This is a genomic window from Sphingobacterium psychroaquaticum, from assembly GCF_900177625.1.
GTDB lineage: Bacteria > Bacteroidota > Bacteroidia > Sphingobacteriales > Sphingobacteriaceae > Sphingobacterium > Sphingobacterium psychroaquaticum.
Genome location: NZ_FXAU01000001.1, coordinates 743,335 through 769,496, shown reverse-complemented (window position 1 = coordinate 769,496; position 26,162 = coordinate 743,335). Strand labels below are relative to the sequence as shown.

Annotated in this window: 19 protein-coding genes; 3 read left to right on the top strand and 16 right to left on the bottom strand. The window is 42.3% G+C overall.

Annotation, left to right across the window (positions count from 1 at the left end):
* Positions 1 to 36 precede the first annotated feature (36 nt).
* A complete protein-coding gene (gene pheT / locus B9Y69_RS02980) occupies positions 37 to 2,430 on the bottom strand; it encodes a phenylalanine--tRNA ligase subunit beta (protein WP_085471508.1) in 2,394 nt (797 codons plus the stop codon).
* Positions 2,431 to 2,609: 179 nt separating this feature from the next.
* On the opposite strand from pheT, the gene purL reads away from it, so the two are divergent.
* Positions 2,610 to 6,275, top strand: coding sequence for a phosphoribosylformylglycinamidine synthase (gene purL, locus B9Y69_RS02975; RefSeq protein WP_085471507.1), 3,666 nt, complete (start codon positions 2,610 to 2,612; stop codon positions 6,273 to 6,275).
* A 49-nt stretch (positions 6,276 to 6,324) separates the two neighbouring features.
* On the opposite strand, the gene B9Y69_RS02970 is transcribed toward purL, so the two are convergent.
* On the bottom strand, positions 6,325 to 6,819 hold the full coding sequence (locus tag B9Y69_RS02970; protein WP_085471506.1) for a hypothetical protein: 495 nt from the start codon (positions 6,817 to 6,819) through the stop codon (positions 6,325 to 6,327).
* Positions 6,820 to 7,490: 671 nt separating this feature from the next.
* Here B9Y69_RS02970 and B9Y69_RS02965 point away from each other — a divergent pair.
* A complete protein-coding gene (locus B9Y69_RS02965; RefSeq protein WP_085471505.1) occupies positions 7,491 to 7,919 on the top strand; it encodes a nuclear transport factor 2 family protein in 429 nt (142 codons plus the stop codon).
* A 180-nt stretch (positions 7,920 to 8,099) separates the two neighbouring features.
* On the opposite strand, the gene rpsU is transcribed toward B9Y69_RS02965, so the two are convergent.
* The 5 genes from rpsU to B9Y69_RS02940 form a co-directional block, all read right to left on the bottom strand.
* Positions 8,100 to 8,291, bottom strand: coding sequence for a 30S ribosomal protein S21 (gene rpsU / locus B9Y69_RS02960; RefSeq protein ID WP_085471504.1), 192 nt, complete (start codon positions 8,289 to 8,291; stop codon positions 8,100 to 8,102).
* A gap of 96 nt (positions 8,292 to 8,387) precedes the next feature.
* A complete protein-coding gene (locus tag B9Y69_RS02955; protein ID WP_085471503.1) occupies positions 8,388 to 8,954 on the bottom strand; it encodes a Crp/Fnr family transcriptional regulator in 567 nt (188 codons plus the stop codon).
* A 54-nt stretch (positions 8,955 to 9,008) separates the two neighbouring features.
* On the bottom strand, positions 9,009 to 9,773 hold the full coding sequence (locus B9Y69_RS02950; RefSeq protein WP_085471502.1) for a siderophore-interacting protein: 765 nt from the start codon (positions 9,771 to 9,773) through the stop codon (positions 9,009 to 9,011).
* Between the two features lie 16 nt (positions 9,774 to 9,789).
* Positions 9,790 to 10,467, bottom strand: coding sequence for a 3,4-dihydroxy-2-butanone-4-phosphate synthase (gene ribB, locus B9Y69_RS02945; protein WP_085471501.1), 678 nt, complete (start codon positions 10,465 to 10,467; stop codon positions 9,790 to 9,792).
* 7 nt (positions 10,468 to 10,474) lie between these two features.
* Positions 10,475 to 11,650, bottom strand: a complete 1,176-nt coding sequence (locus B9Y69_RS02940) for an MFS transporter (RefSeq protein ID WP_085471500.1) — start codon at positions 11,648 to 11,650, stop codon at positions 10,475 to 10,477.
* A 266-nt stretch (positions 11,651 to 11,916) separates the two neighbouring features.
* Between B9Y69_RS02940 and B9Y69_RS02930 the strand changes: the two genes are divergently transcribed.
* Complete coding sequence (locus B9Y69_RS02930; protein ID WP_085471498.1) at positions 11,917 to 12,372, top strand: DUF6265 family protein; 456 nt, start codon at positions 11,917 to 11,919, stop codon at positions 12,370 to 12,372.
* An 88-nt stretch (positions 12,373 to 12,460) separates the two neighbouring features.
* Here B9Y69_RS02930 and B9Y69_RS02925 read toward each other — a convergent pair whose 3' ends face one another.
* The 9 genes from B9Y69_RS02925 to B9Y69_RS02885 form a co-directional block, all read right to left on the bottom strand.
* On the bottom strand, positions 12,461 to 13,609 hold the full coding sequence (locus tag B9Y69_RS02925) for a TlpA disulfide reductase family protein (protein WP_085471497.1): 1,149 nt from the start codon (positions 13,607 to 13,609) through the stop codon (positions 12,461 to 12,463).
* Between the two features lie 42 nt (positions 13,610 to 13,651).
* A complete protein-coding gene (locus B9Y69_RS02920; RefSeq protein WP_085471496.1) occupies positions 13,652 to 15,220 on the bottom strand; it encodes a PKD-like family lipoprotein in 1,569 nt (522 codons plus the stop codon).
* A 32-nt stretch (positions 15,221 to 15,252) separates the two neighbouring features.
* Entirely contained in the window at positions 15,253 to 16,008 is a 756-nt protein-coding gene (locus tag B9Y69_RS02915) for a DUF4843 domain-containing protein (RefSeq protein ID WP_085471495.1), read from the bottom strand.
* A gap of 11 nt (positions 16,009 to 16,019) precedes the next feature.
* Positions 16,020 to 17,432: a RagB/SusD family nutrient uptake outer membrane protein gene (locus tag B9Y69_RS02910; RefSeq protein WP_159451799.1), complete on the bottom strand. Its 1,413-nt coding sequence runs from the start codon at positions 17,430 to 17,432 to the stop codon at positions 16,020 to 16,022.
* A 15-nt stretch (positions 17,433 to 17,447) separates the two neighbouring features.
* Positions 17,448 to 20,546 (bottom strand): SusC/RagA family TonB-linked outer membrane protein, encoded by a 3,099-nt coding sequence (locus tag B9Y69_RS02905; RefSeq protein WP_085471493.1) that lies wholly within the window; start codon positions 20,544 to 20,546, stop codon positions 17,448 to 17,450.
* Between the two features lie 102 nt (positions 20,547 to 20,648).
* Complete coding sequence (locus tag B9Y69_RS02900) at positions 20,649 to 21,434, bottom strand: hypothetical protein (RefSeq protein WP_085471492.1); 786 nt, start codon at positions 21,432 to 21,434, stop codon at positions 20,649 to 20,651.
* A 52-nt stretch (positions 21,435 to 21,486) separates the two neighbouring features.
* On the bottom strand, positions 21,487 to 22,053 hold the full coding sequence (locus B9Y69_RS02895) for an RNA polymerase sigma factor (protein WP_085471491.1): 567 nt from the start codon (positions 22,051 to 22,053) through the stop codon (positions 21,487 to 21,489).
* Between the two features lie 158 nt (positions 22,054 to 22,211).
* Positions 22,212 to 24,767: a M14 family zinc carboxypeptidase gene (locus B9Y69_RS02890; RefSeq protein ID WP_159451798.1), complete on the bottom strand. Its 2,556-nt coding sequence runs from the start codon at positions 24,765 to 24,767 to the stop codon at positions 22,212 to 22,214.
* 22 nt (positions 24,768 to 24,789) lie between these two features.
* Positions 24,790 to 26,160, bottom strand: coding sequence for a RagB/SusD family nutrient uptake outer membrane protein (locus B9Y69_RS02885; RefSeq protein WP_085471489.1), 1,371 nt, complete (start codon positions 26,158 to 26,160; stop codon positions 24,790 to 24,792).
* Positions 26,161 to 26,162 lie beyond the last annotated feature (2 nt).

Below are 26,162 nucleotides of genomic sequence, written 5' to 3'. Positions count from 1 at the left end.
TAATCTCTCGCAATTAATTTATTTCTTACTTAAAAACTAGCGCACCGAAGCACCAGTCTCCTTCTCAAAGTTAAGAATTAATTTTTTAATAATCGTTTCAATTTGTTTGTCATTCAACGTTTTTTCCTCGTCCTGAAGCACAAAGTTCAACGCATAGGATTTTTTACCTTCCGGCAGCTTATCTCCCTTGTACACATCGAAGATATTAACGTCTTTCAAAAGCTTGCGATCCGTCTTTATCGCAATAGTTTTCAACTGCTCAAAGGTAATAGCATCGTCAACCAAAAGCGCTAAATCTCGGCTTACCGCAGGGAATTTAGAAACTTCCTGAAACTTGATCACATTCTTACGGATCGTCTTGATAACAAGATCCCAATCAAACTCCGCAAAGAAAACAGCACCGTCAACATCTGCTTTTTTCAAATTAGATGCCGATACCGCACCAAATGTAACCAAGGCCTTCTGCCCTTTCATATACGTCAACCCGTAATCGAAATAACGATTATCAGCTTCTACCGTTTGTAAACCTTGAATATTCAAGCGTCTTACAATCGTATCAACAGCAGCTTTAATATGGTAGAAATTTGTTTTCTTATCCGCCACGTTCCATTGACCTTCCACTTGATGTCCGGCAATACAAAGCGCCATATTTTGCTTTTCTTGATACCCTTCTGCTGTTCTGAAATACGTTTTACCATATTCAAAATACTTCGCATCTGGGCTTTTACGCTTCTGGTTGTAAGAAACAGAAGTCAATGCAGAGAACAACAGGTTTTGACGCATGGTATCTAAATCCGAACTCAACGGATTAACCAAACGTACAGCCGTCTCTTCATCGTCAACAAAAGATAGCTTTGTTAACGAGTTGTTCAAGATTTCACGGTAACCATTAGCGATCAGTAAATCAGCAACCTGATTCAGAACAACCTCTTTATCTGGCTTCTCACTTGTATTTAATGAAGCTTTGATCTGCGATTTAAGTTCAATATTATTGTACCCATAGATACGAAGAACTTCTTCAATAACATCCACCTCACGTGTTACATCCACTTTGTATGGCGGTACATTAACGACCAGCTCCTGCGCATCTTCTTTTACGACTTCAATACCAAGCGAAACGATGATCGCACGGATTTCTTCTGCTGGAATATCCTTTCCGATAAGTTTTTGTACACGACCGTAGTTTACCGTAAATGTAAATGGCGCAACCGGGCTTTCATATATATCCGTTACCACAGAAGAAACAACACCTCCAGCAACCTCTTGAATCAAGAGCGCCGCTTTCTGCAAGGCATACACCGTTATATTTGGATCGGTACCACGCTCATAACGGAAGGAAGAGTCTGTTTTCAACCCTAAGCGCTTCGATGTTTTACGTACCGAAACGGCATTAAAGTATGCCGACTCCAGGAAAATATCTGTCGTTGTTTCGCTTACGCCAGAATGCTGACCACCAAAAACACCAGCAATACACATCGGTTTTTCCGCATCCGCAATCACTAAATCTTCTGCTGTAAGTTTACGCTCTACGCCATCCAAGGTAACGAATAATTCGCCTTCTTTTGCTAAACGTACAACAACCTTATTATCAGCGATCTTACTTAAATCAAACGCATGTAACGGTTGACCTAAATCGTGTAAGATATAGTTCGTGATATCAACAATATTATTGATCGGACGAATGCCGATTACGTTTAATTTTTCTTTCAGCCAATCCGGAGATTCGCCCACGGTAACACCCGAAATATTAACGCCAGAATATCGTGGTGCTGCTGCCGTGTTGTCGACTTGCACAGCCGTATGTTGCTTATCGCCTGCTTTAAAAGCGGATACATCCGTCAACGTGTATGGTTTTCGGAAATAAGCCGCCATATCGCGTGCAACGCCAAGGTGAGAAGCCGCATCGGCACGGTTTGGTGTAAGTCCGATTTCATAGCGGTAATCGTCCTTTATGTTATAATAATCCTTTACGAGGGAGCCAACGACTGCATCTTCACGCAATTCAACGATTCCAGCGTGCGAAGAACCAAGACCGATTTCATCCTCACCACAAAGCATCCCTTCGGAGACTTCGCCACGAATCTTAGATTTGGTAATCTTAAACGGCTCACCGCTTGTCGGGTGACAGGTTGTGCCTACCGTCGCCACGATAACCTTTAATCCTTCACGCACATTGGGTGCGCCACATACAATATGTAAAAGCTCAGGTTGCCCAACATCGACCGTCGTAACTTTCAACTTATCTGCATTGGGATGCTGTGCGCAGGTTTTTACCTCACCCACAACTAGGCCATCTAAACCACCAGGAATGCTTTGCACTGTTTCCAATACCTCTACCTCCAAACCAACATTCGTCAATATCAAGGAAAGCTCTTCTGGGGTTTTATCCGTCTCTATATAATTCTTAAGCCAATTGTAGGAAATATTCATCTCAAAATTGTTTTAATGCACAAAGATAGAATTTTGTCACGAAATGAATAGGCCAAAAGTCAGCTATTTGTTAATAAATTAAAATATACATAATAACATATTATTAGCTCGTTGAATAGTAAAATATTGCGTATTTTTGTGCTTTGATTAGAAGAACGTTTAAAACACAATAGTATCTAATGATTCATTTCTTTGTGAACCCCAGCAACATCGTTTACGGTGTGCAAACGCAACAAGACCTATCTCCTGAAGATATTTCGAAATTAAACTGGCTCTTTGGCAACGCTAAAAAGCTAAATGAACAAACCCTTACAGAATATTATGTAGGCCCACGTGCTGCCATGGTTACACCTTGGAGTACCAATGCAGTTGAAATAACGCAAAACATGGGTATACAAGGTATTATCCGTATCGAAGAGTTCGAAAAAGTAGCAGCTGACTACAGCGACTTTGACCCTATGATTTCGCAGAAGTTTGATGCATTAACACAAGATTTGTACACCATCAATATCGCACCTGAGGCCATTCAGGATGTATTGGATATTGCGGCGTACAATACGCAAGAAGGTTTGGCGCTGAACGCGGAGGAGGTAGAATACCTAAACAACCTATCCGTTAAAATTGGGCGTCCATTGACAGATTCTGAAGTTTTTGCTTTTTCACAGGCCAATTCTGAGCACTGCCGTCACAAAATTTTCAACGGTACATTCGTTATCGATGGTGAAGAGCAACCTACATCACTTTTCAAGCTAATTAAGAAAACATCGGAAACGAATCCTAATGAGATCGTTTCTGCATATAAAGATAATGTAGCCTTTATTAAAGGCCCTCGTGTGACACAATTTGCACCGAAAACAGGTGATAAGCCTGATTTCTATGTAGAGAAGGAGTTTGACTCCGTTATCTCCGTAAAGGCTGAAACACACAACTTTCCAACGACTGTTGAACCTTTTTCGGGTGCGGCTACAGGTTCGGGGGGTGAGATCCGCGACCGTCTGGCTGGCGGACAGGGATCGCTTCCTTTAGCAGGAACAGCGATCTACATGACGGCTTATTCACGCCTGAACGAGGAACGTCCTTGGGAAAAAGCAATGGATGAGCGTGCATGGCTTTACCAAACACCGATGGACATTTTGATCAAAGCGTCGAACGGAGCTTCCGATTTTGGAAATAAGTTTGGACAGCCGTTGATTACGGGTTCTGTATTAACATTTGAGCACGAAGAGAATGGCCGCAAGCTAGGTTACGATAAAGTGATCATGCAAGCTGGCGGTATTGGTTACGGTAAATTAGACCAAGCGAAAAAACATACGCCTAAAACGGGTGATAAAATAGTTATCCTGGGTGGTGAGAACTACCGTATCGGGATGGGCGGTGCTGCTGTTTCTTCGGCAGATACGGGTGCTTTTGGCTCGGGCATTGAGCTAAATGCGATCCAACGTTCAAATCCAGAGATGCAGAAACGTGCTGCAAATGCTATCCGTGCATTTGTAGAGTCCGATAATAATCCGATCGTTTCCATCCATGACCACGGTGCAGGTGGCCACCTTAACTGTTTATCTGAACTAGTTGAAGAAACTGGTGGTCTGATTGATATGGATAAACTACCCGTGGGTGACCCTACCCTTTCTGCGAAAGAAATCATTGGTAATGAATCCCAAGAACGTATGGGCTTGGTGATTGCAGAACGTAATATCGAGCAGCTACAGGTTGTTGCCGATCGTGAACGCGCGCCAATGTATACAGTGGGTGATGTAACAGGTGACCACAGATTTACGTTCCAATCGAAGTCATCCGGAGTAAAACCGATGGATTACGATTTAGCGGACTTCTTTGGGTCTTCGCCGAAGACGATTATGAACGACAAGAAGGTTGCTTATAATTATGCAGGTCTTTCTTATGATGTTAAAAATGTGCCAACATATGTTGCGCAGGTTCTAAAACTAGAAGCTGTTGCCGCGAAGGATTGGTTAACAAATAAAGTTGACCGTTGTGTGGGTGGTCGTGTAGCGAAGCAACAATGTGCTGGTCCGTTACAATTACCATTGAACAACGTTGGGGTCATGGCACTAGATTATAAATCGACTGAAGGTATTGCGACCTCGGTTGGACACTCACCATTGACGGCATTGGTTGACCCGACTGCGGGATCACGCAATGCTATCGCGGAAGCGTTATCAAATATTGTTTTTGCTCCTATCAAAAACGGATTGGCAGGCGTCTCTTTGTCGGCTAACTGGATGTGGGCTTGTAATAACGAAGGTGAAGATGCACGTTTGTATGAAGCCGTTAAAGGATGTTCTGATTTTGCGATCGCTTTAGGTATCAATATTCCGACAGGAAAGGATTCGTTGTCGATGAAACAGAAGTATCCTAATGGCGAAAATGTAATCGCACCGGGAACATTGATTATTTCTGCTGGAGGTAACTGTACAGATATCAATAAAGTAGTTGAACCTGTATTATCGAAAGAGGCTGGTTCAATCTATTACATCAACCTGTCTAAAGATACCTTTAAGCTCGGTGGTTCTTCTTTCGCACAGATCAATAATAAGATCGGAAACGAAGTACCGACTATCCAGGATGCAGCATATTTCAAAACGGCTTTCAACACGATTCAACAGTTGATCCTAGACGGCCAAGTGGCTGCAGGACATGATGTGGGTTCTGGTGGTTTAGTTACTTCTCTTTTGGAGATGACGTTTGCTGATGTAAATTTAGCGGCACAATATGATCTTTCAGGCTTAAATGAAAGTGATTCCGTAAAAGCTTTATTTAACGAGAATATTGCGGTTGTACTACAAGCGAAAGAGGACCGCACTTTTGAAGCGGCTTTTGCGCAAGCGGGTATCGAAGCCGTAAAAATTGGTCAAGCGACGACAGGAGCTGATGTTACGATCGTCAACAACGAAGATTCGTTTGTATTTAATGTAAACGAGACGCGTGATGTATGGTTTGAAACCTCTTACTTATTGGATACCAAACAATCCAAAAATGGTATGGCGAAAGCGCGTTTTGAGAATTATAAAAACCAACCATTGAATTATGTTTTCCCAACATCTTTTGATGGTAAGCTTCCAAAACATACAGGTGCACGCCCTAAAGCAGCGATCATCCGTGAAAAAGGATCTAACTCGGAGCGCGAGATGGCGAATGCTATGTACTTAGCTGGATTTGATGTGAAGGATGTACACATGACCGATCTTATCTCAGGCCGCGAAACGTTGGAAGATATTCAGTTTATTGGTGCTGTAGGGGGGTTCTCGAACTCGGATGTTCTTGGCTCGGCAAAAGGTTGGGCTGGTGCTTTCCTGTATAATGGACAGGCTAAAAAGGCATTGGATAATTTCTTTGCTCGTCCAGACACATTATCGGTAGGTATCTGTAATGGTTGTCAGCTGTTTATGGAATTGGAGTTAATTAATCCGGATCATGCGGTACACGGAAAAATGCTACATAACACGTCGCAAAAACACGAATCGAACTTTGTTTCTGTAAAGGTACAGGAGAACAATTCGGTGATGTTGAAAACGTTGGCAGGTAGCACGCTTGGTGTTTGGATCTCGCATGGTGAAGGAAAATTCAACTTACCGCAATCAGAAGATCAATACGATATTGTAGCGAAGTATGCTTATGCAGAATACCCGCATAACCCGAATGGTTCAGACTTTAATACAGCGATGATGTGTGATAAAACGGGACGTCACTTGGTTACGATGCCGCATATTGAGCGTTCTACGTTCCAGTGGAACTGGGCTAATTACCCGGCAGGTCGTCAGGATGAGGTTACGCCATGGTTAGCGGCTTTTGTAAATGCTAGAGTTTGGTGCGAATCGCACAAATAGAATATATAAGTCATAAAAAAAGCGAGCCTCGGCTCGCTTTTTTTATAGATTAAAAGTCTTTATCATATGTTCTGTTCCAATGCTTATTGCTATCCAACGGCGTTGCTTTTACCTTGTACTCCAAACGGACACCGTTAAGACGTCTCTTTTTTATACGTTGATTAACCTCATTGATAAAGGCTATCTTGACCACACGGTACGTTCCAAAGCTTGTACCCGCAAAGGCTTTGTCGTCTAAAAATTCTTCGACCAATTCAAAGTCGTAAAAACAACCGAGGTAATCTTTCCAAAAAAGAACAGGGTTATCTTCTTTGTGGTTATATGCGCTCGCTTCATAACATTGCTCTTCGGCGGGGTCAACCTCAAAAAATGCCGCTAATACTGTATTGGTTTGATCGACCATCTCCTGTCCTACCGCTGCGTCTGTGATGGGAACAAAAGAAATAAGATCATCTTCCTCTAACACATCAAACAGCGTATGATTGGTAAAGCTCGAAATCAAATCGGGCAAAAGATCAACCAAATCGTTATACATCTTCTTCATGCCGCAAAATTAGGCATTTTTTTTAAGAGTATGGAGGTTCGTGAACGGACTGTATTAATCGTTATATCGACTTAGAAGATAACTGTCAAGTCAACAAGGAGATGGAATCCCCCTATACGTCATATCGACGACAGGAGATATCTATCAACTGTACAGAATAGGAAGTGTAAAACAGCCGACAAGACTACAAAAAGGCTACTACCTTAAACGTCATATCAACGACAGGAGATATCTATCAATTATACAGGTGAACTAACTACACTGTAAAAACAATCTTTAAAACATTGTCGTAGACCCCTCCTCGTATGCTCGTTCGGGATGACGATTACGTTTAAAATAATAAGATTTACAGTGGTGGCAAAAGAGGCAACAAGAATACTATAATATCCAAACAGCAAGACTTTTTTCATACCACCAACGCAACCATCCACACCCTTTCATCGTCTACTTTTCAGATATACACCTATAAGAAAGAAAATAACTTTACTTATCTCGAAAATATGACACACTCATTCACCGAAAAAAAATTGGTTTTCACCGAAAAAAGTCCTGCATTGGTCTATTTACCGTTTCGCAGCCACGACAACCACATTACCTTTGAGTCATCAATAAAGCAGTAACGAAGATATTATCAGTATAAAACACTAAAAACATTTAAAAACTTAGAAACCATGAAAAGAACAGTAACAACCCTTATCGCAGCAATGATTATGACCATGTCATTTAGTTCATTTGCATCTAGCGCAGCTAATCCGCTAAAAAATCTTAATTCAGCCCGTATCCTATCGACCTATGTCGAAGCGATTACACTCGGCAATACAGATTTCAACAAGCACCTTTTTGCAGACGATTTTGAGTACCGCAACTCCAGCAACAACGACAAGTTCAACAAAAAGCAATACACCGATTTCTTAAAAGCAAATAAAGGTTTACAATACAATTGCGAAACAACACATGAAATCATGGATGAAAGTGGAACTGCTTGTGTTGCTAAAGCTATCATGAAATTTGAAAAATTCACCCGAATCGATTACATAACACTTAACCACTGTGAGGACGGCTGGAAAGTAAGCAAGGTCGTAACAACATACAGCAAGTAGTTAGGTGGGTAGATAGTCGTTGGTCGTTTAGAAGAGGCTCCATTCCGGTAGCCTGCGAAAAAAAGAGAGACAAGGTTTTGTATCTCTTTTTTTTATGCCTATTATGCAATACAAAAAAAGAGAGATGTTATAAACACCTCTCTTTTATATTTTATACAAAGTACAATGTACTTCTATAAATTAAACCGTTTCTTGGTTCAATCCTTGTTTGTAAATCGCTTTTTTCACTTGGGTACGACGAGTTACGGATTTCTTCTCGTATGCTTGACGTGAACGTAGTTCGCGCAACACACCAGTTTTCTCGAATTTCTTTTTGAAACGTTTCAACGCTCTGTCTAAAGATTCTCCTTCTTTTACATTTACGATAATCATGCTATTATATACCTCCTTTCGTGCCCTTTAAATTTGTGAATGCAAACATACGGAGAACGATTGATATAACAAAATATATTATCAAGTAATTATGACCTACCGTTTTGACTTTAACCGACTCAGTGTTTCCTGCGAAATCCCGAGGTAAGACGCTACAATCCTATTGGAAAGACGTTGCACAATAATGGGATCGTCAGCGAGCAATTGGCGATATTTCGACAGGGCATCCTGCACATACATCGACATGAGTCGTTTCGTGTTCGTCACATAAGCACGCTCCAGGTACTTCCGGTAAAAAGCTTCCCAAGCAGGCACAAGAGCTAAAAGTTCATAAAAATTATGATGTGATATATATAATATCTCACTCTCTTCGACCGCCTGTACACATTCTTCCGCAGGCTGCCCGGTGATAAAACTCATTAAAGCCGTAGCAAATTGATTTTCAAACGCAAAGTATCGCGTAGAATCCTGCCCATCATCTCCAACAAAAAATATTCGCAAACACCCCTTTAAGACAAAGAAAGTTCGTTGACTGGTATCTCCATTAGACAACAATAGCTCGTTCTTTTTCACCTTTAAAGGTTTAAAGTACGACAAGATAGTTGTTAGCTCTGCATCGGTTACCGCTATTTGATTTCTGATATATGCTGCTAATTCTTCCATTTACCTAAACTCCTGTTCGTGGCAAATGTAGTAATAAAAAAGAATGTGAAGCTTTTACTTATCCTCCTTACGCCTTGCACTTGACTCATCCTCGGCTTCTCCTGCCTTCCAGTACGATGTGATATACATACTCGAAGCTTCCCTGTTCGCTATTCCTCGAAAATATTCACGCAATACCTTAGCCGTATTATACTCCGCTGCAACGTATACAAACCGGCTCGGGTCGGTATTCAGAATATCGTAGCGTTCGACCACTTCCGCTAGCTTACTCCCTTGCTCTGGTTCCGGATTATGCAGCCAATGGATTCGTGTATCATTCATATCCGCCAAATATGCTTCATCGGCCGTACCATGTACTTCCATAATTACTTCAACCTCCGTCGCTGCCGGTAATTGTTCTAAAATAGCACGAATTACAGGCAATGCCGTTGCATCCCCAACGAGCAAGTACGATTTTGCTTCAGGCACAAGCGGTCTTACACTTTCTTTCATACCGACCTCCAGCATATCCCCAGGTACAGCGTGCATCGCCCAAGTCCCAGCCGGTCCATTCTCCCCATGCGCTACGAAGTCAATCCATAGCTCGCGGTTCACGAAATCAATGACACGGTTTGTATAAGTTCGCATGACCATGTCTCCCATTTCCTTGTCATTCTTTTTCTGCGGCACAAATAGTTTATTGTTAGACCCCGCACGTACCCCAGCGAGTAATTCGACGTGCTCATCCGACAGATGAAAAATCACTCGAATCATATGGGGAGTCAGCTGTATTTTATCTTTAACGGTAAATAAAGACCGTATCTTTTTTGTTTCATTCATCCTTTAAACTCCTTAATTATACAACGTCCATCACTTGAGGTTTATTTTCTATACCTGCTATGGAGCTTCGATATGCGACAATATCTGCAATCGATAGAACAGGCATATTATGCGCCGTAGCAAAAGCAATGACCTCGGGCAAACGTGCCATTGTTCCATCATCATTCATCAGTTCACACAACACCGATGTCGGCTGCAAACCAGCAAGCTTCATTAGATCTACGCTTCCTTCCGTATGACCATTCCGTGCCAAAACGCCATCTGGATGTGCTCTCAGTGGAAAGATATGGCCAGGACGTACCAAATCCGTTGGTTTGGCTGTATCCGCTATTGCGGCTTGAATCGTCGCAATCCGGTCTGCTGCCGATAGCCCTGTCGTTGCCCCTAGGCGTGCATCAATAGATATGGTAAACGGTGTTTGAAACAGACTCGAATTATCCCTCACCATATAAGGCAATTCCAATGCATCGGCCTTCTCTTGCGTCAAACATAGACATACAATACCGCTACAATAGCGAATCATCAACGCCATATCATCGTGTCTCATCTTCTCTGCCGAAAAAATAAGATCACCTTCATTTTCACGGTCGGCATCGTCAACCAACAAAATTCCATGCCCCTTTTTTAACGCATCTATTGCTGCTGCTATCCGTTGCTCCGGTGTTTCCCCGAACGGCCTTAAATTATCCTCCATATCGTTCTTACTTTTTATTAAACATCAATACCACAACAGATAGCGCACAGCTGATCGCGCCGAACAGGTACACGGTTTGATAATCAAACCAACCCGCAATCAACCCTGCAATCGGTCCTGCCAGACCTAAAGATAAATCCACAAAAGCAGCATATGCCCCCAATGCGGTACCCCGCATTTGTGGTTTCACCTTCTGAATCGCTAATACACCAAGTGCTGGAAATACCAATGAAAATCCAATTCCCGTAAGCCCACATCCAATAATCGCCAGTTCTTTACTGGAGGATGTCCAGATGAGGAGCTGACCTACAATCTCGATTAGCAACGAAATAAAGGCAATCCGATATCCGCCAAAGCGATCCGGGAAGGACGCAAAAAAGATACGGGTCAATACATAACAGATACCAAAGGCAATAAATGCCATCGAGGCATCCCCCCAGTTTTTCTGTGTAAAGAAAAGTGCAATAAAAGAAGCCATACAGCCGAAAGCCATCGAAGATAAGGCCAAGCTCATCCCCTGTCCCGAAATGGCACCAATCACTTTGTAAAACGGCGTGCGCACAAAGTCTTTCTCTACAGCAATTGCCGGCAGCTTAATCGAAGAAAACCAGCTCACGAATGGCAATAACAAAATGAGCACGAAGGCCGTCAACGCGCCATAGGCGCCGGTCAACCAGATACTTAATGGCGCGCCAATAGCAATACCAGCATACATGGCAATACCATTCCAGGTCATTACTTTACCGGAGTTGGAAGGCCCGACCAAACCAATTCCCCAGGTTAAAGCTCCCGTAACCAAAAAGCTTTCACCCACACCATGTATGATACGGGCTAACAGCAGTAATACTAAAGCCAATATGCTATTTCCCTGAAAGAGAACAGCTGCTACATAGGCGATTCCGGCAACAACAGCCAAGACAACACCTGTCATCTTACTTTGTTTCGCTCCTTTAGTATCCGTTACCTTGCCCGAGTAGGCACGCGTTAACAAAGTCGATAGCGATTGTAATCCGATGACCAACCCCACGACAATGGAATCAAATCCGAGGTTCTGCTGCACAAATTTAGGCAACACGCCTAGTGCAATTCCAATAGTGAGATACACGCCAAACACCGATATAATAATTGGTGTGAGGGCTTGATAAAAATTTATAGTTTTTCCTTTTTCTAATGTTACACGCATGATATTTACTTTGAATTTTATTTCACCAGCAAATGTCCGCGAGTTTAATAGGAAAAACTTTGACTTATGTCAAAAAAACAGGTTCATGGATTTCCTCCTTTCAAGAGAAATCCAATGGAATAACGATGGCTGCGCGGTAATCGAGCATAAAATATATCGGCTTTTTCGTAGTTTAGGATTAAATACGATGGACTGACGTTAAGAAAAACAGAAAAATGGTCTAGAGCTTAATGTTCAATTGTCTGTACCAACTTTTAATTTACAACATGAAAACAACTTTAAAACTCACTGTTATCCTACTAACTGTCTTCGCTTTCGCCATGTGTAACACAAAAAAATCTGCCCCCTTTGATTGGCTACTAGGTAAATGGCAGCGGATAAATGATAAACCAGGCAGAACTACTTTTGAGAATTGGGAAAAAACCAGCGATTCAACATATTATGGTGTTGGCTTTACTATGCAAAATGGTGATACAATAAGCCAAGAGATAATGAAGATTATTGAAACGAATGGAAAATGGAATTTCTTAGTCAAAACACCTAAAGAAGAAGAGTTTATATCCTTCAAAATACCGACCATAGAAGACGATAAATTTGAATGTAAAAATGACACGTTAGATTTTCCAAAATTGATCAAGTACTGGAAAAATGGAGACCAAATAAGAGCTTTAGTCTCAGGAGATAGTCTACAGTTATCTTTTGAATTTAAGCGAATCGAATAAGAAAGCGCCCCCCTCTCTTCGGTAAAAAAGAATAAGACAAAAAGAGCTCCCGAAGGAGCTCTTTTCATCATTTACCGCATGGCAAAAACTACTTACTGAGTATTTTTTCCAATGTTTTATGCAATTCCTCCCCACGCAAATTCTTTCCAATAATTTTACCATCAGGATCAATTAGATAATTTTGAGGGATCCCGGTGACGCCATACTTCAAAGCGGCTTCATTACTCCAAAACTTGAGATCAGACACATTGGTCCATTGCCCTAAACCATCGTCAGCAATCGCTTTAATCCAATTATCTTTTCCACTTTCACGATCCAATGAAACCCCAAAGACAGTAAATCCTTTATCCTTAAACTCATTAAAAGCACGAACAACATGTGGATTTTCTTTACGGCATGGACCACACCAACTAGCCCAAAAATCAAGAAGTACATACTTACCACGGGTCGAAGAAAGTGCGACCAGCTCTCCTGTCGGTGTATGTTGTGCAAAATCTGGAGCTATGCTACCAATCATAATCTCCAACTGTCCCTGCAAGCGTTTCGCAAAAGCAATTCCTTCAGGCGAGTCACGTTGATCTGCAGGAAGCTTCTTGTACATATCGAGCACCTTCATCATCTCCTCACGCGAGCCACCAGCATAACGTTGCAGTGCATAAAAAAGCATCGGCGAGGTTGGATTTTCGGCAATGTATTTACCAAAAACCTCCTCTTTAAGATCCGTTTGTAACTTCCGTATTTCGGCTTGATTGCTCTGCTTTTCGGCATCTGATAAAGATTTATCTTGTCCTTTGCGCATCAAGTCCATCACTTTAGATTGATATACGCTAGCCAGGCTATTCAATTTATCGTATTCAAAATGGCTTTTAGAACCTGATACTTCTACATTCGAGAATTTACCTTTACTGACCAACTTCATGGTGCCCGGTTCGATGTAAATAGATAAGGTATTATCTGGATTGCTGATACCTGCACCCGGACGACCTGGGATAGCTTTAAAAACGATAATGCGCACCAGTACCGGTTGCTCCAAATCAAACTCAAAACTATACTTCCCATTTACCAATTTGGAACTGTCCAAAAACTGGCTGCCATCATATTTATAAAATAGATACAGTTTATCGAAGTCGCCTTCAATATTTTTAAAATCACCTGTTATTTTGACTTTCTTTGTCTGTCCAAGACATAGCAGCGGAAAAAATAGCAGGAGTACTGCCCATAACTTCATTGTTTTCATTTTCTCTCTTTTTATGTATAATAATTCTTTTAATATTCTCTTTTAGAGGTTCCACTTGTAGGCCATCTCCTTTATTTTACCAAACCCACTGTATTTTCTTTCGCTGGACTTATCCATGGTACCATTTGTCGGGTCGATCAAATAAGCATATACTTTTCCAACTGCGGCACTCGGATCCCAAGTAGCGACGTATACCACAGTGTTTGGTTTTGGTAAGAAAAGTAAAGCAACCTGTGGGTTATAGAAAAACTTCTGTAAGCGGACGCAGGTAATCTCTTCACCAGCAGGTGCCGTCCACTCGACCGTTGCGTCGCCATTTTGCATGTAACGATGTAAATACAGAGATTTCGCTGTACTAAGTAGTGCATAATTACCACCGAAAGCTGATGCTAAGGAGGTCACCGGGGTATTCAATGCAATACCATTGACTGGGTACTTCCCTATCCCCAGCTGATTGGCCGTGGCATTTGTGAAATTAGTTACCAGCAAGTACCGCTGTGAAGCATTCTTCATGACACTATACTCATATGCCACATTGGGCGTTCCATTTCCGCGTCCCCAATCGAATGCTTCAGGATCTAGGCCTACACTGTTTACATCAAAAGCCCCTGTGGTTGCCTGTGCAACAAAAGGCTGCACACTGGTTCCTGATACAGGCACATTCTTAAAGTTCTTTGCTGTCTTATCATATACCACGGCCTCAAAGCTCGCACCAAAGGCTGTCGCTGACCAAGCTGATAAATCGCCGTAAGTTCCATTATAGCCTGCACCAAAATAGTTTGCTCTACTCGTTCCGGCACTCGCAAAGTTTGCGGTGTGTACTTTATTGTCATAAATGACCACCTCTTTACGTAGGTTGCTGGCCGACGCGTATTTGAGCTCTCCTCCCCGTTGGATATTCCAGAAAAGTTTATCGAAAGGATAAAAAACCTGGAAAGAAGACTTCTCCACCGCAACAATTTCTTGTGAGGAAGCTATCAACACTTCAGCTGAAGCCAAGGGGGCAGCAGAATGCAATAGTGCACGTGGCTCTCCAGCTAAAGAGAAACCATTAGACTGCAGAAACATGTCGGTAAACATTCTGCTTTGGGTTACACCTTTCTTGGACCAATCGTCTACAATAAGTCCCACGTCCGTATTTCCATTTTTCTCGTACAACAACATCCAGCCATCAGATAGCTGCTCATCCACCTGAACGGCAAACTTCATGTACTCTTCCACCTGCGTTTCCATATTCTTTACCGTTAAAAGGACAATCCACTTTCCAGCAGGTTTCTCAATCTTCTTTTGGAGCGTAATATCCGTCGATAGCGTATCCCTAGAATAAACTTTCCCTCCCGCTGTAGCCTGATATATGGCCCAGGTAAAGGATAATTTACCAGCTACCTCTTCCTTGGATTTCAGGGTGGCTCCTTGATAAATAATCTTAGGCGATATATGTAGTTCATCGTAGCGATAAATAGCATATGCGTCAAGGATGTTAAGGTTTGCAGTATCGATTACTGCGCGATCCAGATCCAGGTAATCGTAATTACCTTTATCCTTATAGCAAGAAATGTACAGAACGCAGCCGCTTACGATCAAGAGCATGGTTTTTAGAATTCTATTCATATCTATAATTTTAATAGTTCGTATTTTAAGTATTATGGAAAGACCACTGGATTTAAGTTTTCATCCAAAAGAGGCGTTCCATGTTCTGCATTGTACCGTTCCAGGGCGATCTTACATTGGTTTTTCAGTGCTTGGGCATGCAGCTCCGTAATCGTATTTGCCGGTAATTCTGGATTAACGACTACGGTTCGATACACACTAAAATTGCTCCTTCCTGTAGTCTGAATCACAAAACGGTATTTGACATCGCTATAAGCTCCAAAGAAGTTGACCAAAGGGAGATACGGTAATACGGCTTTATCCCAATTGTCCGGTTTGGTAACGGCGTTCTTAAATGTGATTTTCAACTTACTATAGTCCTTTGGAGAAGGTTGAAAAAGTGTCGATTCCTTCACCGTAAAAGAAACTTTGAGATCTTTATTCTTAAAGAGATTTTCATCTTTAGGTTTATCGACATGAAAAACAAAATCGCCCTCCTGCTTACCCGCCGGAACCTTATACGTTCCAAAGGTGAAATTCAATAGCTTGGCGTCTTCATCCGTCGTTGTAAGCTCAAAAGTACGGTCATAGTCTGTCGGAAAACCGACAATACGGTAATTAAAGGTGATTGCATCTTGATCTGTTGGGCTGTAGGCAAAATTATGGGTGATGCTATCTTGCACAATCGTATTGGTTCCTAACCACACACTCAACAAGGGTATTTCTTCTTCAAAATATCGTAGATCGTTTTGCTTGCAGCCGGTCCATAGTAGCCCTGCTGATAGGGCAAAAAATATTATTTTCTTCATACCTTCTAATATTAACGGTTCGGGTTACGGTTAGCCGCTTCATATTCAGCAACCGGTATTGGAAAGATATATGCCTTTAGCGCTACCAGGTCTTTATCTGTTCCTGTAATAGCACTTCTATTCATCCGTTTATATAAATGAAACAACTGGCCTTCGCCAAAGAACTCCTTTCTAAACTCACTGATGTATAAGGCGGTAGGATCTGTAGGTGCGACCGTGATGGCCGATACACCGCGAGCCTGTCTTACTTTATTCAAAGGCTCTACGACACTTTTATTTTCCAAGAGATTACTTCCCGCAAGGATAAAATACATCTCCGAAAGCTTGAGAAGCGCGCTTTTGTTTCGATAGTAAAGCAATTGCGTATTGGGCTCACTGTATTTACGCAGGTACTTGTTACTCGCATTTACGCCCGTTCCACTGGCAAAAAGATATACATAACGGTAATCACTGGTATTGCTTTCATAATACGTATTCAAGGTGGTTAAATTCAAGGAAAATATCCCCGTCCCCTCCTGAGAGAGATATGTATTAGCATATTGATGTAGGTTGTTTATTTGCAAGCCAAAAATATGCTCCGGCGCTCCCGTAAAATCTATTCCAGCCAACATGTTAGCCTGCGTTGCAAAGCTGAATTTTGCTGAATTAACGACATTATTAGCTGCTATACGTGCCTTTTCGTAGCTTCCTGTATTAAAATACAAACGTGCCAAAAGGGCTTCAACAGCATAATAATTGAGATGCAGTTGTCTATTTAATAAATAGCCATTATCGTCCATTTCCGTTACTTCCTTGCCCGTAAAAATGGGATCGACCTGCAGGAGGTCTTTCGCTACTTGCAAGTCTTTTAAAATGAGACTATAAACCTCATTCACCGAAGACTGCGCTGTTTGCTTTGCCGAATATTCCGTCACATAAGGTATAGCAGGTTTATTCGCATCCACCGTCGGGGCAGCACCAAATAAACGAACCAGCTCAAAATGCAAAAATGCACGAAGAGCGAACGCCTCTCCTTTGATGATTTTAAAATTATCGCCTTTAAAGATCCGTTCCTTGGCGTCGATCGCTTTAATCAGGTTATTCGTATTACTGATTGCCTGATACAAACCGTTCCAGATATTGGTTATACGACCTTCCGCTGTAGCGCTTCCATACTCAAATGCAGCATCCTCGTTATAGTTAGCCGAAAACGAAGACCACTCATGTGACAAGACACCCAGCATACCATATTGCATATCCTTGCCATAGAGTTTCTCTGCCGTCATCAACGTATAGATACCTGCTAAAGCTTCTTTAAATCCGGCTTCCGTTTCAAAAAGCTCTGATGACTTTATTTGGGAGTTGGGTTCTACATCCAACCATTTATCGCAAGAAGTCAATGCACCAGCGATAAAAAACAGAGGGATTAAATACAAATATTTCATATTCATGTCGTTATATTAAAAAGTGGTTTGTACAGCGAATGAAAAGCTTCGGGCAAATGGATAGTCCGTACCCCGTTCGACTTTTACCGTAGATAGCACAAAAGCTTCATTCATGAAAAACGAGCACTTTAGATTCTGTAATCCATATCGTTTAAGATTTTTCCATTTAAAATCATAGTACGCACTCAAAGAGGATAATGTGAGGTCACTTTTCTGCTGTACAAAACGCGTACTTGCCCGTGTTTGGCTCGGATTTACAGTAATACGTTTAAACGGTGTCCTGTCTCCCGGCTCCAACCATGTATTCTCAAATACACGAGAATCAACGTTGTAAGCGATGTTAACGTTCTCCACACGATTTACTAATGTGGAATTATAGTAATCCTGTCCGAGTGTATATCTGAAGGTCGTACTAAAGCCCCATCCCCTGTACTCGAGGTTTAAACCAAAAGTACCGCGTAGTTTAGGGTCTGTTACCCCAGCTACAACCTGATCGTCCGGATTCCAGATATACGTTGTGCTCCCATCCTTAGCACGGAAAAGTTCACGTCCTGTAGCCGGATCAATCCCTAAAGAAGGTACCGCCCATATCGAAGAAATCGATTGACCTTCTTCATAACGAATTACAGGTGCCGTGAGGTTATCTGTCCTTTCATCCTTCTCCCGATTAAGTTGCTTCAAGCCATCGGATATTTTAGTAATCTTATTGTGATTATGCGCTAAGGATCCAAAGAAAGAAATGTAAGATTGCGTCTTTGCATTGCGGTAAGCCTGGTAGCTTATCGTTCCTTCATATCCAATATTTTGAAGGGAACCAAGGTTCTCTTTATAGGTTGAAAATCCTGTTGATGTCGGCAACGTCATATCCGTTAAAAGATTATTGGTATTACTAACGTAATAGTCAAATCGCATATTTAATCGTTTTAAGACATTGACATCCAAACCAATGTTATGGTCGACCTTTTCCTGCCAGCGGAGATCTTCATTGGCAAGAGCCGACAAGTAGGCCCCTGAAATATTATCATAGGTACTGCTCGTAAAAAAATTGTAGGTGGCCATGGCCTGGTAAGGATTAAAGTTTTGGCTTCCCGTTGTACCGATCGAGCCTCTCACTTTAAGCATATCAAAAATATGGAGCTTTTTGATAAACGCCTCGTGATGTAAATTCCATCCCAAACCCACCGACCAAAATGTTCCCCATCTGTTATTGGCACCGAAAACGGAGGATGCGTTTCTACGCACGCTCACATCCACCAAGTATCTGTTATCGTAAGCATAACTACCGGAGCCCAAGATTCCGACTTCGCGTTGTACATTCTCGCTCCCCATCGGGACACCATTCAAGGCATATTGTCGCGCAAAAGAAATAAAGTCCACGCGGTTATTTAGAAACCCTTCTGCAGCCATACCATGCGTCTCAGACTGCAATGCAGACATATTTCCTCCCCCATTTACGAGCACGATATTCTTCCCCCATTGTTTGGTCCAGTTGGCAAAAATATCGGAACTGACTGCTGTACTTTTCCCATCCGTCATCGTATAAGATCCGCGTCGGTAAAAATTATCCCCTGTCCATTCTGTAAAGCGCGTGTGATCGCCCGGATAAAAAAGCTCGGCGGCATTTTGATTTTGAGTAAAACCAACCCGTCCCGTTACACGTAAATCTTTTGTAGGTTGCCATTCCGCATAGAAGTTCTCTGTAATTTCGGTGTAGTTTGAAAAGTCTTTAGTATTTAAGCTTGCGTTATACAGGGGGTTGTAATAATACGTTGGGTTTCCCGAAGGCGTTGAGCGAAATTCCCCCAATACCTTTTTAGTTTGGCCAAACTCATCCGTTGGCGACCAATAAGGATTAAGGCGTGTATATTCACTAAAAGTGCCATACGGTGAATTAACTGATTTATTAAAGTTTAAGTTCAGGATGTTTCTAAAGATAATCTTGCCACTACGGTAGGAAAGATTGACGGAACCACCTATATTATCACGCTTCGAACCTTTCATGACACCAACCAGGTTGTTGTAATTCAGATCCACTCCATAGCGCATATCGGCACTTCCTCCTTCGAGATACAAGCCATGCTTAGCTCCCAACCCTACGCGTAATGGTTGCGAGAGCCAATAGGTATCGACACCGCGAGCAATATCGCCCAAGATTGCATTGTATTGTTCACTGAGAAACTGCTGTATCATGGGTTGTGTGGATGTATATCGGCCTGCTTGGCGCTCTACCTCCAACTTCTCACGTGCATTGGTCAAATTATAGGATGTCAAATCCGGCGCCTCCACATTGAGGTTACCGTTATAGCTGATCCGTAATTTACCTTCCTTAGGCACCAAAGTTTCAATCACTAAGACACCGTTTGCGGCTTTCGAACCATAAATCGCTTTGGCCGAAGCATCCCGTAGTATCGTTATAGAAGCAACACGATTCATATCGAGATCGTATATCTTTTGCAAGTTTGCTTCAAATCCATCCAAAATAAAAAGTGGCAGATTGGGGTTCCCAGAAAAATCGCCACGTACGTCATCGAGGCCTGTCTGTCCACGTAACTGAATATCGGGCAACATATTAGGATTAGATCCGAGGGATAGGTTTTCCGTTAACACAAAAGAAGGATCTAGATTTTGGAGACTCTGCAACACGTTTCTATTTCCGACACGTCGGATATCCTCGCCCGTAAAGGAGGAGGCACTTCCGGTGTAACTCTCTTTGGACCGTTTGGTATAGCCTGTCACAATTACTTCATCGATCTGATCCGTCGTTGATGTAAGCATAATAATCAACGGAAGTTTAATATCATGAGACAGCTTGATTTCCTGCGTTTGAAACCCCATGTTCCGAATAAGGAGCACTTCATTTTCTTTATCCGGAGAAAGGATAAACTCTCCTGAATTATTCGTGGCTGTCGCTATTTTGGTGTTACTCTTGACCGAAACAACAGCCCCTACAATAGGTTTTTTGTTTTCGTCAACCACGCGGCCTACAATCTTTGGTATAGCACGTACGGGCGTCATCTGAACTTGACTATAAGCCGTCCGAGACGCTACTAATGCGCCTGTAAAAGTCAAGACAAAGGCACACCGCTTAGCTATGAACTTGAGCTGGTTATTCATCTTTGGTAGATTAGGTTAATACTGTTTTAGATTTGCCATGGCACAGCCCTGACTATAGCCTATGCTAAAATCTAAAGGTTCGTATGAATGAATTTGATTTTGTTAGTTAAAACAGACCTTTACGACACTGTCTTTAATAGAATACGTAAAAAGCATCTTTTCGGACATATCGTTCAGCAAATCAGGGATGGATATTTTTTCAAATCGCGCGGTGTAGGTCTTATCTTGTCCGCCTTTCCCACAAGGTTCCAAAATAATACCGTAGCGTTGTTTCAGCATGGTTGCAAAACGCTGGAAAGGAACATCATGGACGTCAATATTTAAGATCAATAGGTTCGAATCGATCTTGCCCCGAAGTTGCGTTAGTAAAACTTCGTTGACCATAAAATTCCCAAGCTTAGCCGCTTTTACGGTTTTAACAGTATCTTTCTGATTTACTTTTGCGGCCGTTTTTAGGGCGATAGTTTTGGGTTTGTTCGGGTTTGTTTTTCTTTCATAATGTTCTGTGATTTTAGGGTTAATACGGGATGAAGACATTGCTGTCGCAGTTAAACTCGGTTCACGGGAAAGACTGTCTGTCGCAGATACCACTATAGCCTCGGGAGTAGGTTTTGATATGGGGGTTGATGTTCCCTTATCATATAAATAAACAGCTATCCCTAAAACTGCTGCTGCAGCAACAGCTTGCCACCAGTATGATCTGCCTGCATTCGAACTTTTTACGTTCACAGCGGAAGAATAATCTTCGACATACTGATCCCACCGAGTTTCTAAAAACGCCTCAAACGCAGCTTTATTTTCCGAATTCAACAGCCACTCCTCGACTGCTTTACGCTCAGCCGGAGAACATTGTTGTTCGAAATACTTGTTTAAAAGGTTTTTGTCCACTTTTTCGATCCTTATCGTATACTATACAGTTGAAAGAACTTTTGCACCTAAGCTAAAATAAAAAAAATAATGCAGCGATACCAAACCCAAGTCCTTTGAGTAGTTTTTTAACAACCGATGAAGAGTTATTGATATGATTTTCTACTGTACTCTTGGTGATACCTAACTCCTCCGCGATCTCCTTATTGGAATATCCCTGAATGCGACTCATCTCAAAAACTTGCTTTCTCTTTTCTGGGAGGTTCGCTAAAATCGTGGAAAGAATATCGGTTAATTCTGTTGTCGTTATTTCAACACTTTGATCCGAATGCAATACACTATGATCCAAGTATTTTTGTGCCGAAATACTCTTTTTTACTTTATTATAGATATCATTTTTAGCGATGGTAATAACATAATTTTTAAAAGAAGCATCCACATCAATCCGATTTCTATTTTCCCATACTTTAAGAAAAGTCTGTTGAATCGTATCGCTGACATCCTCCGCGTCAAATTTAAGCCCGGCGAGAAAAGATGTTAAGATGGGGGAATAGTACTCAAACAGCCAAACAAAAGCCTCCTCCTCGCCCGCTTTCAAGCGAGCGACAATTTGCTTTTCTTTTAGAAGGCTATGAGACATGCTCTTGGTATTAAGGTTAAGTAATCGTGGCAATATACTAAATGCGTCCGAATAATTACACTACAAAACGGGTAGATATGGGGGCAAAAGTGTCCAACATCATGCACCTTGCCCCCGCTAGATAACATCTAGGTTAATAAAAGCAGTTATCTATAGCTTTAAAATCTACGTGGGGAAGCTCCGACCCCGAAAAAAATAGCATTTGTCAACAATCGTCCTGTAGACAACCAATACCCGCGGAAGGTTGGCGATTCCGCAAAGTAAACGACTGTCCCGCGTCCTTTGCTTATCGTCCCCACGATGATATTACCTTTTACTTTTTGCAATATTGTGGTATCTGCGTAGCCATTGACCAATACATCTGTAGACTTCACGACACTATTATCGATGGTATTTGGGGCAATACTGCCAAAGCTAGTCCGTAACAGGTACACGTCTTTATTGGTAAGACCGTACGTCAAAGGGCTTCTTAGATCCAATTCACCCTTCACGATTATCCCACTCAAACGAGAATCTCCTCCACGCCCTCCCGCAGGCAGTGGCGTGACCTCTGCTAAAGCATTTCCGCGTCGATCTGCTCCTCGGTTACCCGCATTATTTTCATTGGAGACCGCCGGGAACACCGCCGTATTGACCCATGAATTTGCGGCTCCGAGATTAATCAATGTTCCTCCGGCATTAACCCATGCCGCTAGTCGCTGTGCAAAATCGGCACTATGCTGCCCACCGGTAAGAATAATCGAGGTATAGCTCTGGAGATCTATACGGTCCAAGTTTTGCGCATTCAGTTTTACTACAGGTATAGCATAGGTTTCGGACAGCAAAGACCAGACCTCACCGAACGTAGTCCAATTTCCACCACTAACAAGACCCACTTTAGGCTTTTTTAAGACACGAATGTTGTTGCTTCCCAAATCAATCCCCCGTACGCTGAACCCATCATTAATTGAATGAATACTAATTCCTGTTCTCGTTGCTGCCTCTTGGATCACTTGGTAAAGATGGGTTTCTTCCAAAGTTTGATAAGCAACGGGAATCACGATAGTACCGGCAAAAAAGTTATGGTCGCCTTGTGTCGTTTTACTGGTAAATGGTAAGCTCGCTACCCGTGCAATCACCCCTTTATCCTGTAAGAAATAAAGTGCTTTCGCGGCTAAATAATCATTGTATTCAAATGCATACGCAATGAGGGATTGATCAACTGAAAATGGCACAACATCTGGTACATTTTGTATCAGTGCACCGGGTGTTATTGGGTTTTTAGTCTTTACAAAGGGAATACCATAACCATGTGCGGTACTCCACGCAGATATATCATAAAATGTTGTTTCTTTATCAAAAGCATTGGTTTCATTCTCTTCAAAAATAGATTGTAAAATCCTGAACTGGCCTTGCTTTAGTGGAACGACATAAGCGGTCCCTACCTCAAAGGTCTTTCCCCCCTCTGTCGTCGTTTTGGAAAGAGCGTACACTTCAATATGGTGCCGTAGCAGATGCTCCAAGAACAGGCGGTTTAAGCTGGGATCTTCCTTACTACCAAATATAATATACTTATCGGTTAAGCGATCAGCTTGCTGCAAAGCACTTTCAAAGAACGATTTTTGTTCTTTTAAGAATACTTCTTTCTCATCGGTGGCTGCAATTAAACCTGCAATACTAATCTCAAAATTATCTTTTAGATTTCGAGCAAACGTTCGTACTCCCGCATCCGTTTCAATGGCAACACCGGAAGTTGCCCCCACCTCTAACGTAACCCCTACTCCTCCTTGATAATCCGGATATGTAGAACCATAAATGGGCGATAGGTTGGTAAAGCTCTCTTTGGTGAAGTAGAGTGACCCTATTTTATTCAATGCTTTTGAGAACTGCTTTGCTAAGATAGCAGTCAGTACATTGTAGTTACTTTGGGGCAAGATCTTATTCCATGTAGACAACGGTGACGGCTCAAAATAATAAGAGCTACTGCTGCCCATTTCATGAAAATCCAAGTATACATTGGGATACCATCTATGGTAATATGCTACCCTATTTTGACTTTCGACCTGCGATAACGCAAGCCAATCCCTATTTAGATCATTCCAAAAATGGTTACCGCGATGGGGGGTCCATCCGCCACCATGCCCTATATCAGCGGGGTCAGCCACTGGAGGATTACTATGGAAGCCGTTAATATATGTAACAGCTCTCTCTCTACCATCTGGATTTTGCGACGGTTCGATCAGGACAACAGCTTCGTTTAGTCTACGTAAGATGTCGGGATCTTCGACCGCTACAAGATAGTAGGCTGCCAACACGGCCGCATCTGTCCCAGCGATCTCTCCACCATGTACATTATAGGCTAATTCTACCACAATTTTTTGTTCGCTATACGCTACTTTCGTCCCTGGCTTAACAAGCTGCAGGTGTTTTTGTCGGATATCTTCTAATCGCGGTTGGTTTGTTGGTGAGGTGATGAGCAATTTTATCTGTTCGCGCCTTTCCCAAGAGTATCCTATTGTTTCAATCGCCGCACGATCGGATTTCTGCGCCAGCAGCTTGAAATATTCCACAACCTTATCGTATCGTACCAAGGCGGTACCGATCGGAAACCCAAAAAAATCTTCAGGAGTTGGTATATTGGGGTTAAACTTTGCGTGGTCACCATAATAATAGCGATCTTGTCCCTGTACAGAGCAAGCGACAAAAATAAGTAAGAATATGAGTAGTTTTTTCATGATACTGCTGTTTTGAAAATAATTAATAACCGGGATTGTTAGCTCCATGGAGATCAGGGTCAGAGAGAACATCGGCCTGCGGTATTGGAAAAAGCCAAAAGTTCGGACTTATACCGAGGACCTTTTCCGCCTGTTCGGTTCGTACGAGATCATACCAGCGATCAGCCTCAAAGGCAAATTCCAACCTTCTTTCCTCCCAGATGGCCTGCAATACTTCTGCCACAACCGGCAAGCTTGTGGGATAGAGCGCGGCCTCAGCTCGGGCACGAACCGCGTTTAAATCTGTAATTGCACCATTTATATTAGGTACGGTCTTGCGTAAGCGGGATTCCGCACGAATCAAATATAGATCCGAAAGTCGAATTACATATCCGGGATTCACATTGGGTGAAACCGTATGGTACAGATTAACATATACATCGGTTCCTCGAGTTGCCAGAAGAGCTTTCCTATTTCCTCCTTTTTGGGAGTCATTGAGCAGGTTTACAATTTCGTTGGAGGGCCTGAACTCATAAGATCCGCGTGGAGTTCCCGATGCGGGAAACCAAGTGCTACCACTTGTTCCTGCATTGTTGGCCGTCGCGGAAAGTTCAAATATAGATTCCGAAGAAAGAAATGGCAATTCAAAGAACCTGACATAAGGCTTCACAAGACTGTATTTTGAAAGTTGTAAAACAGCATCTGCTTCTATTTCTGCCTCGTCAAACCGTTTTGCATACAACAACACCTTGGCACGGAATGCCCGTACTATAGCGCGCTGCACTTTATTTCGGGTTGATCCATCATCCGGGGGCAAGAGACTACCGGCCTGCTTTAAATCTGCCAAGATTTGTGCGTAGGTCTCTTCCACCGTACTGCGCTTTATGGCACCTAAAGAAGATAGATCAGTGGTTGGTTGCAATTGAAGCTGCACCCCACCCCAGCTACGCACTAAGTTAAAATAGGCAAAAGCCCGAATAAAGTAGGCTTCTCCAATAAGCTTTTCCTGTTCGCCCGTCGCAAAAGTAGGATCCTCTACTTTAGGAATTTCTGCGAGCGCCCAATTAACAATATTTATGAGCGAATAGTTTGCACTATAAGCGCCAACAATAGCCGAGTTAGTTACCGTAAAGGCTCCATTATCCAGTTCAATATTTTGGCTCTGGCTTCCCGCAAAAAAGACATTGTCCCCCGGCAGCACCGCCAGGTTCAATGCCGCATTGATGCTATAGTTTTTTAAAGCTGAGTAGGCTGAGTTGACAATAGCCCGCGAAGTTTTGGCATCATAGATCGCGTTATCTGCCAACAAAGCGTTTGTCGGTTTGACCTCTAAGAAACTTTCGCATGCGGTAAAAGTCAGTAATGCAAATGCCCCAATGGCTATATGGTTTATGTAATATCGTATACGGTTCATCG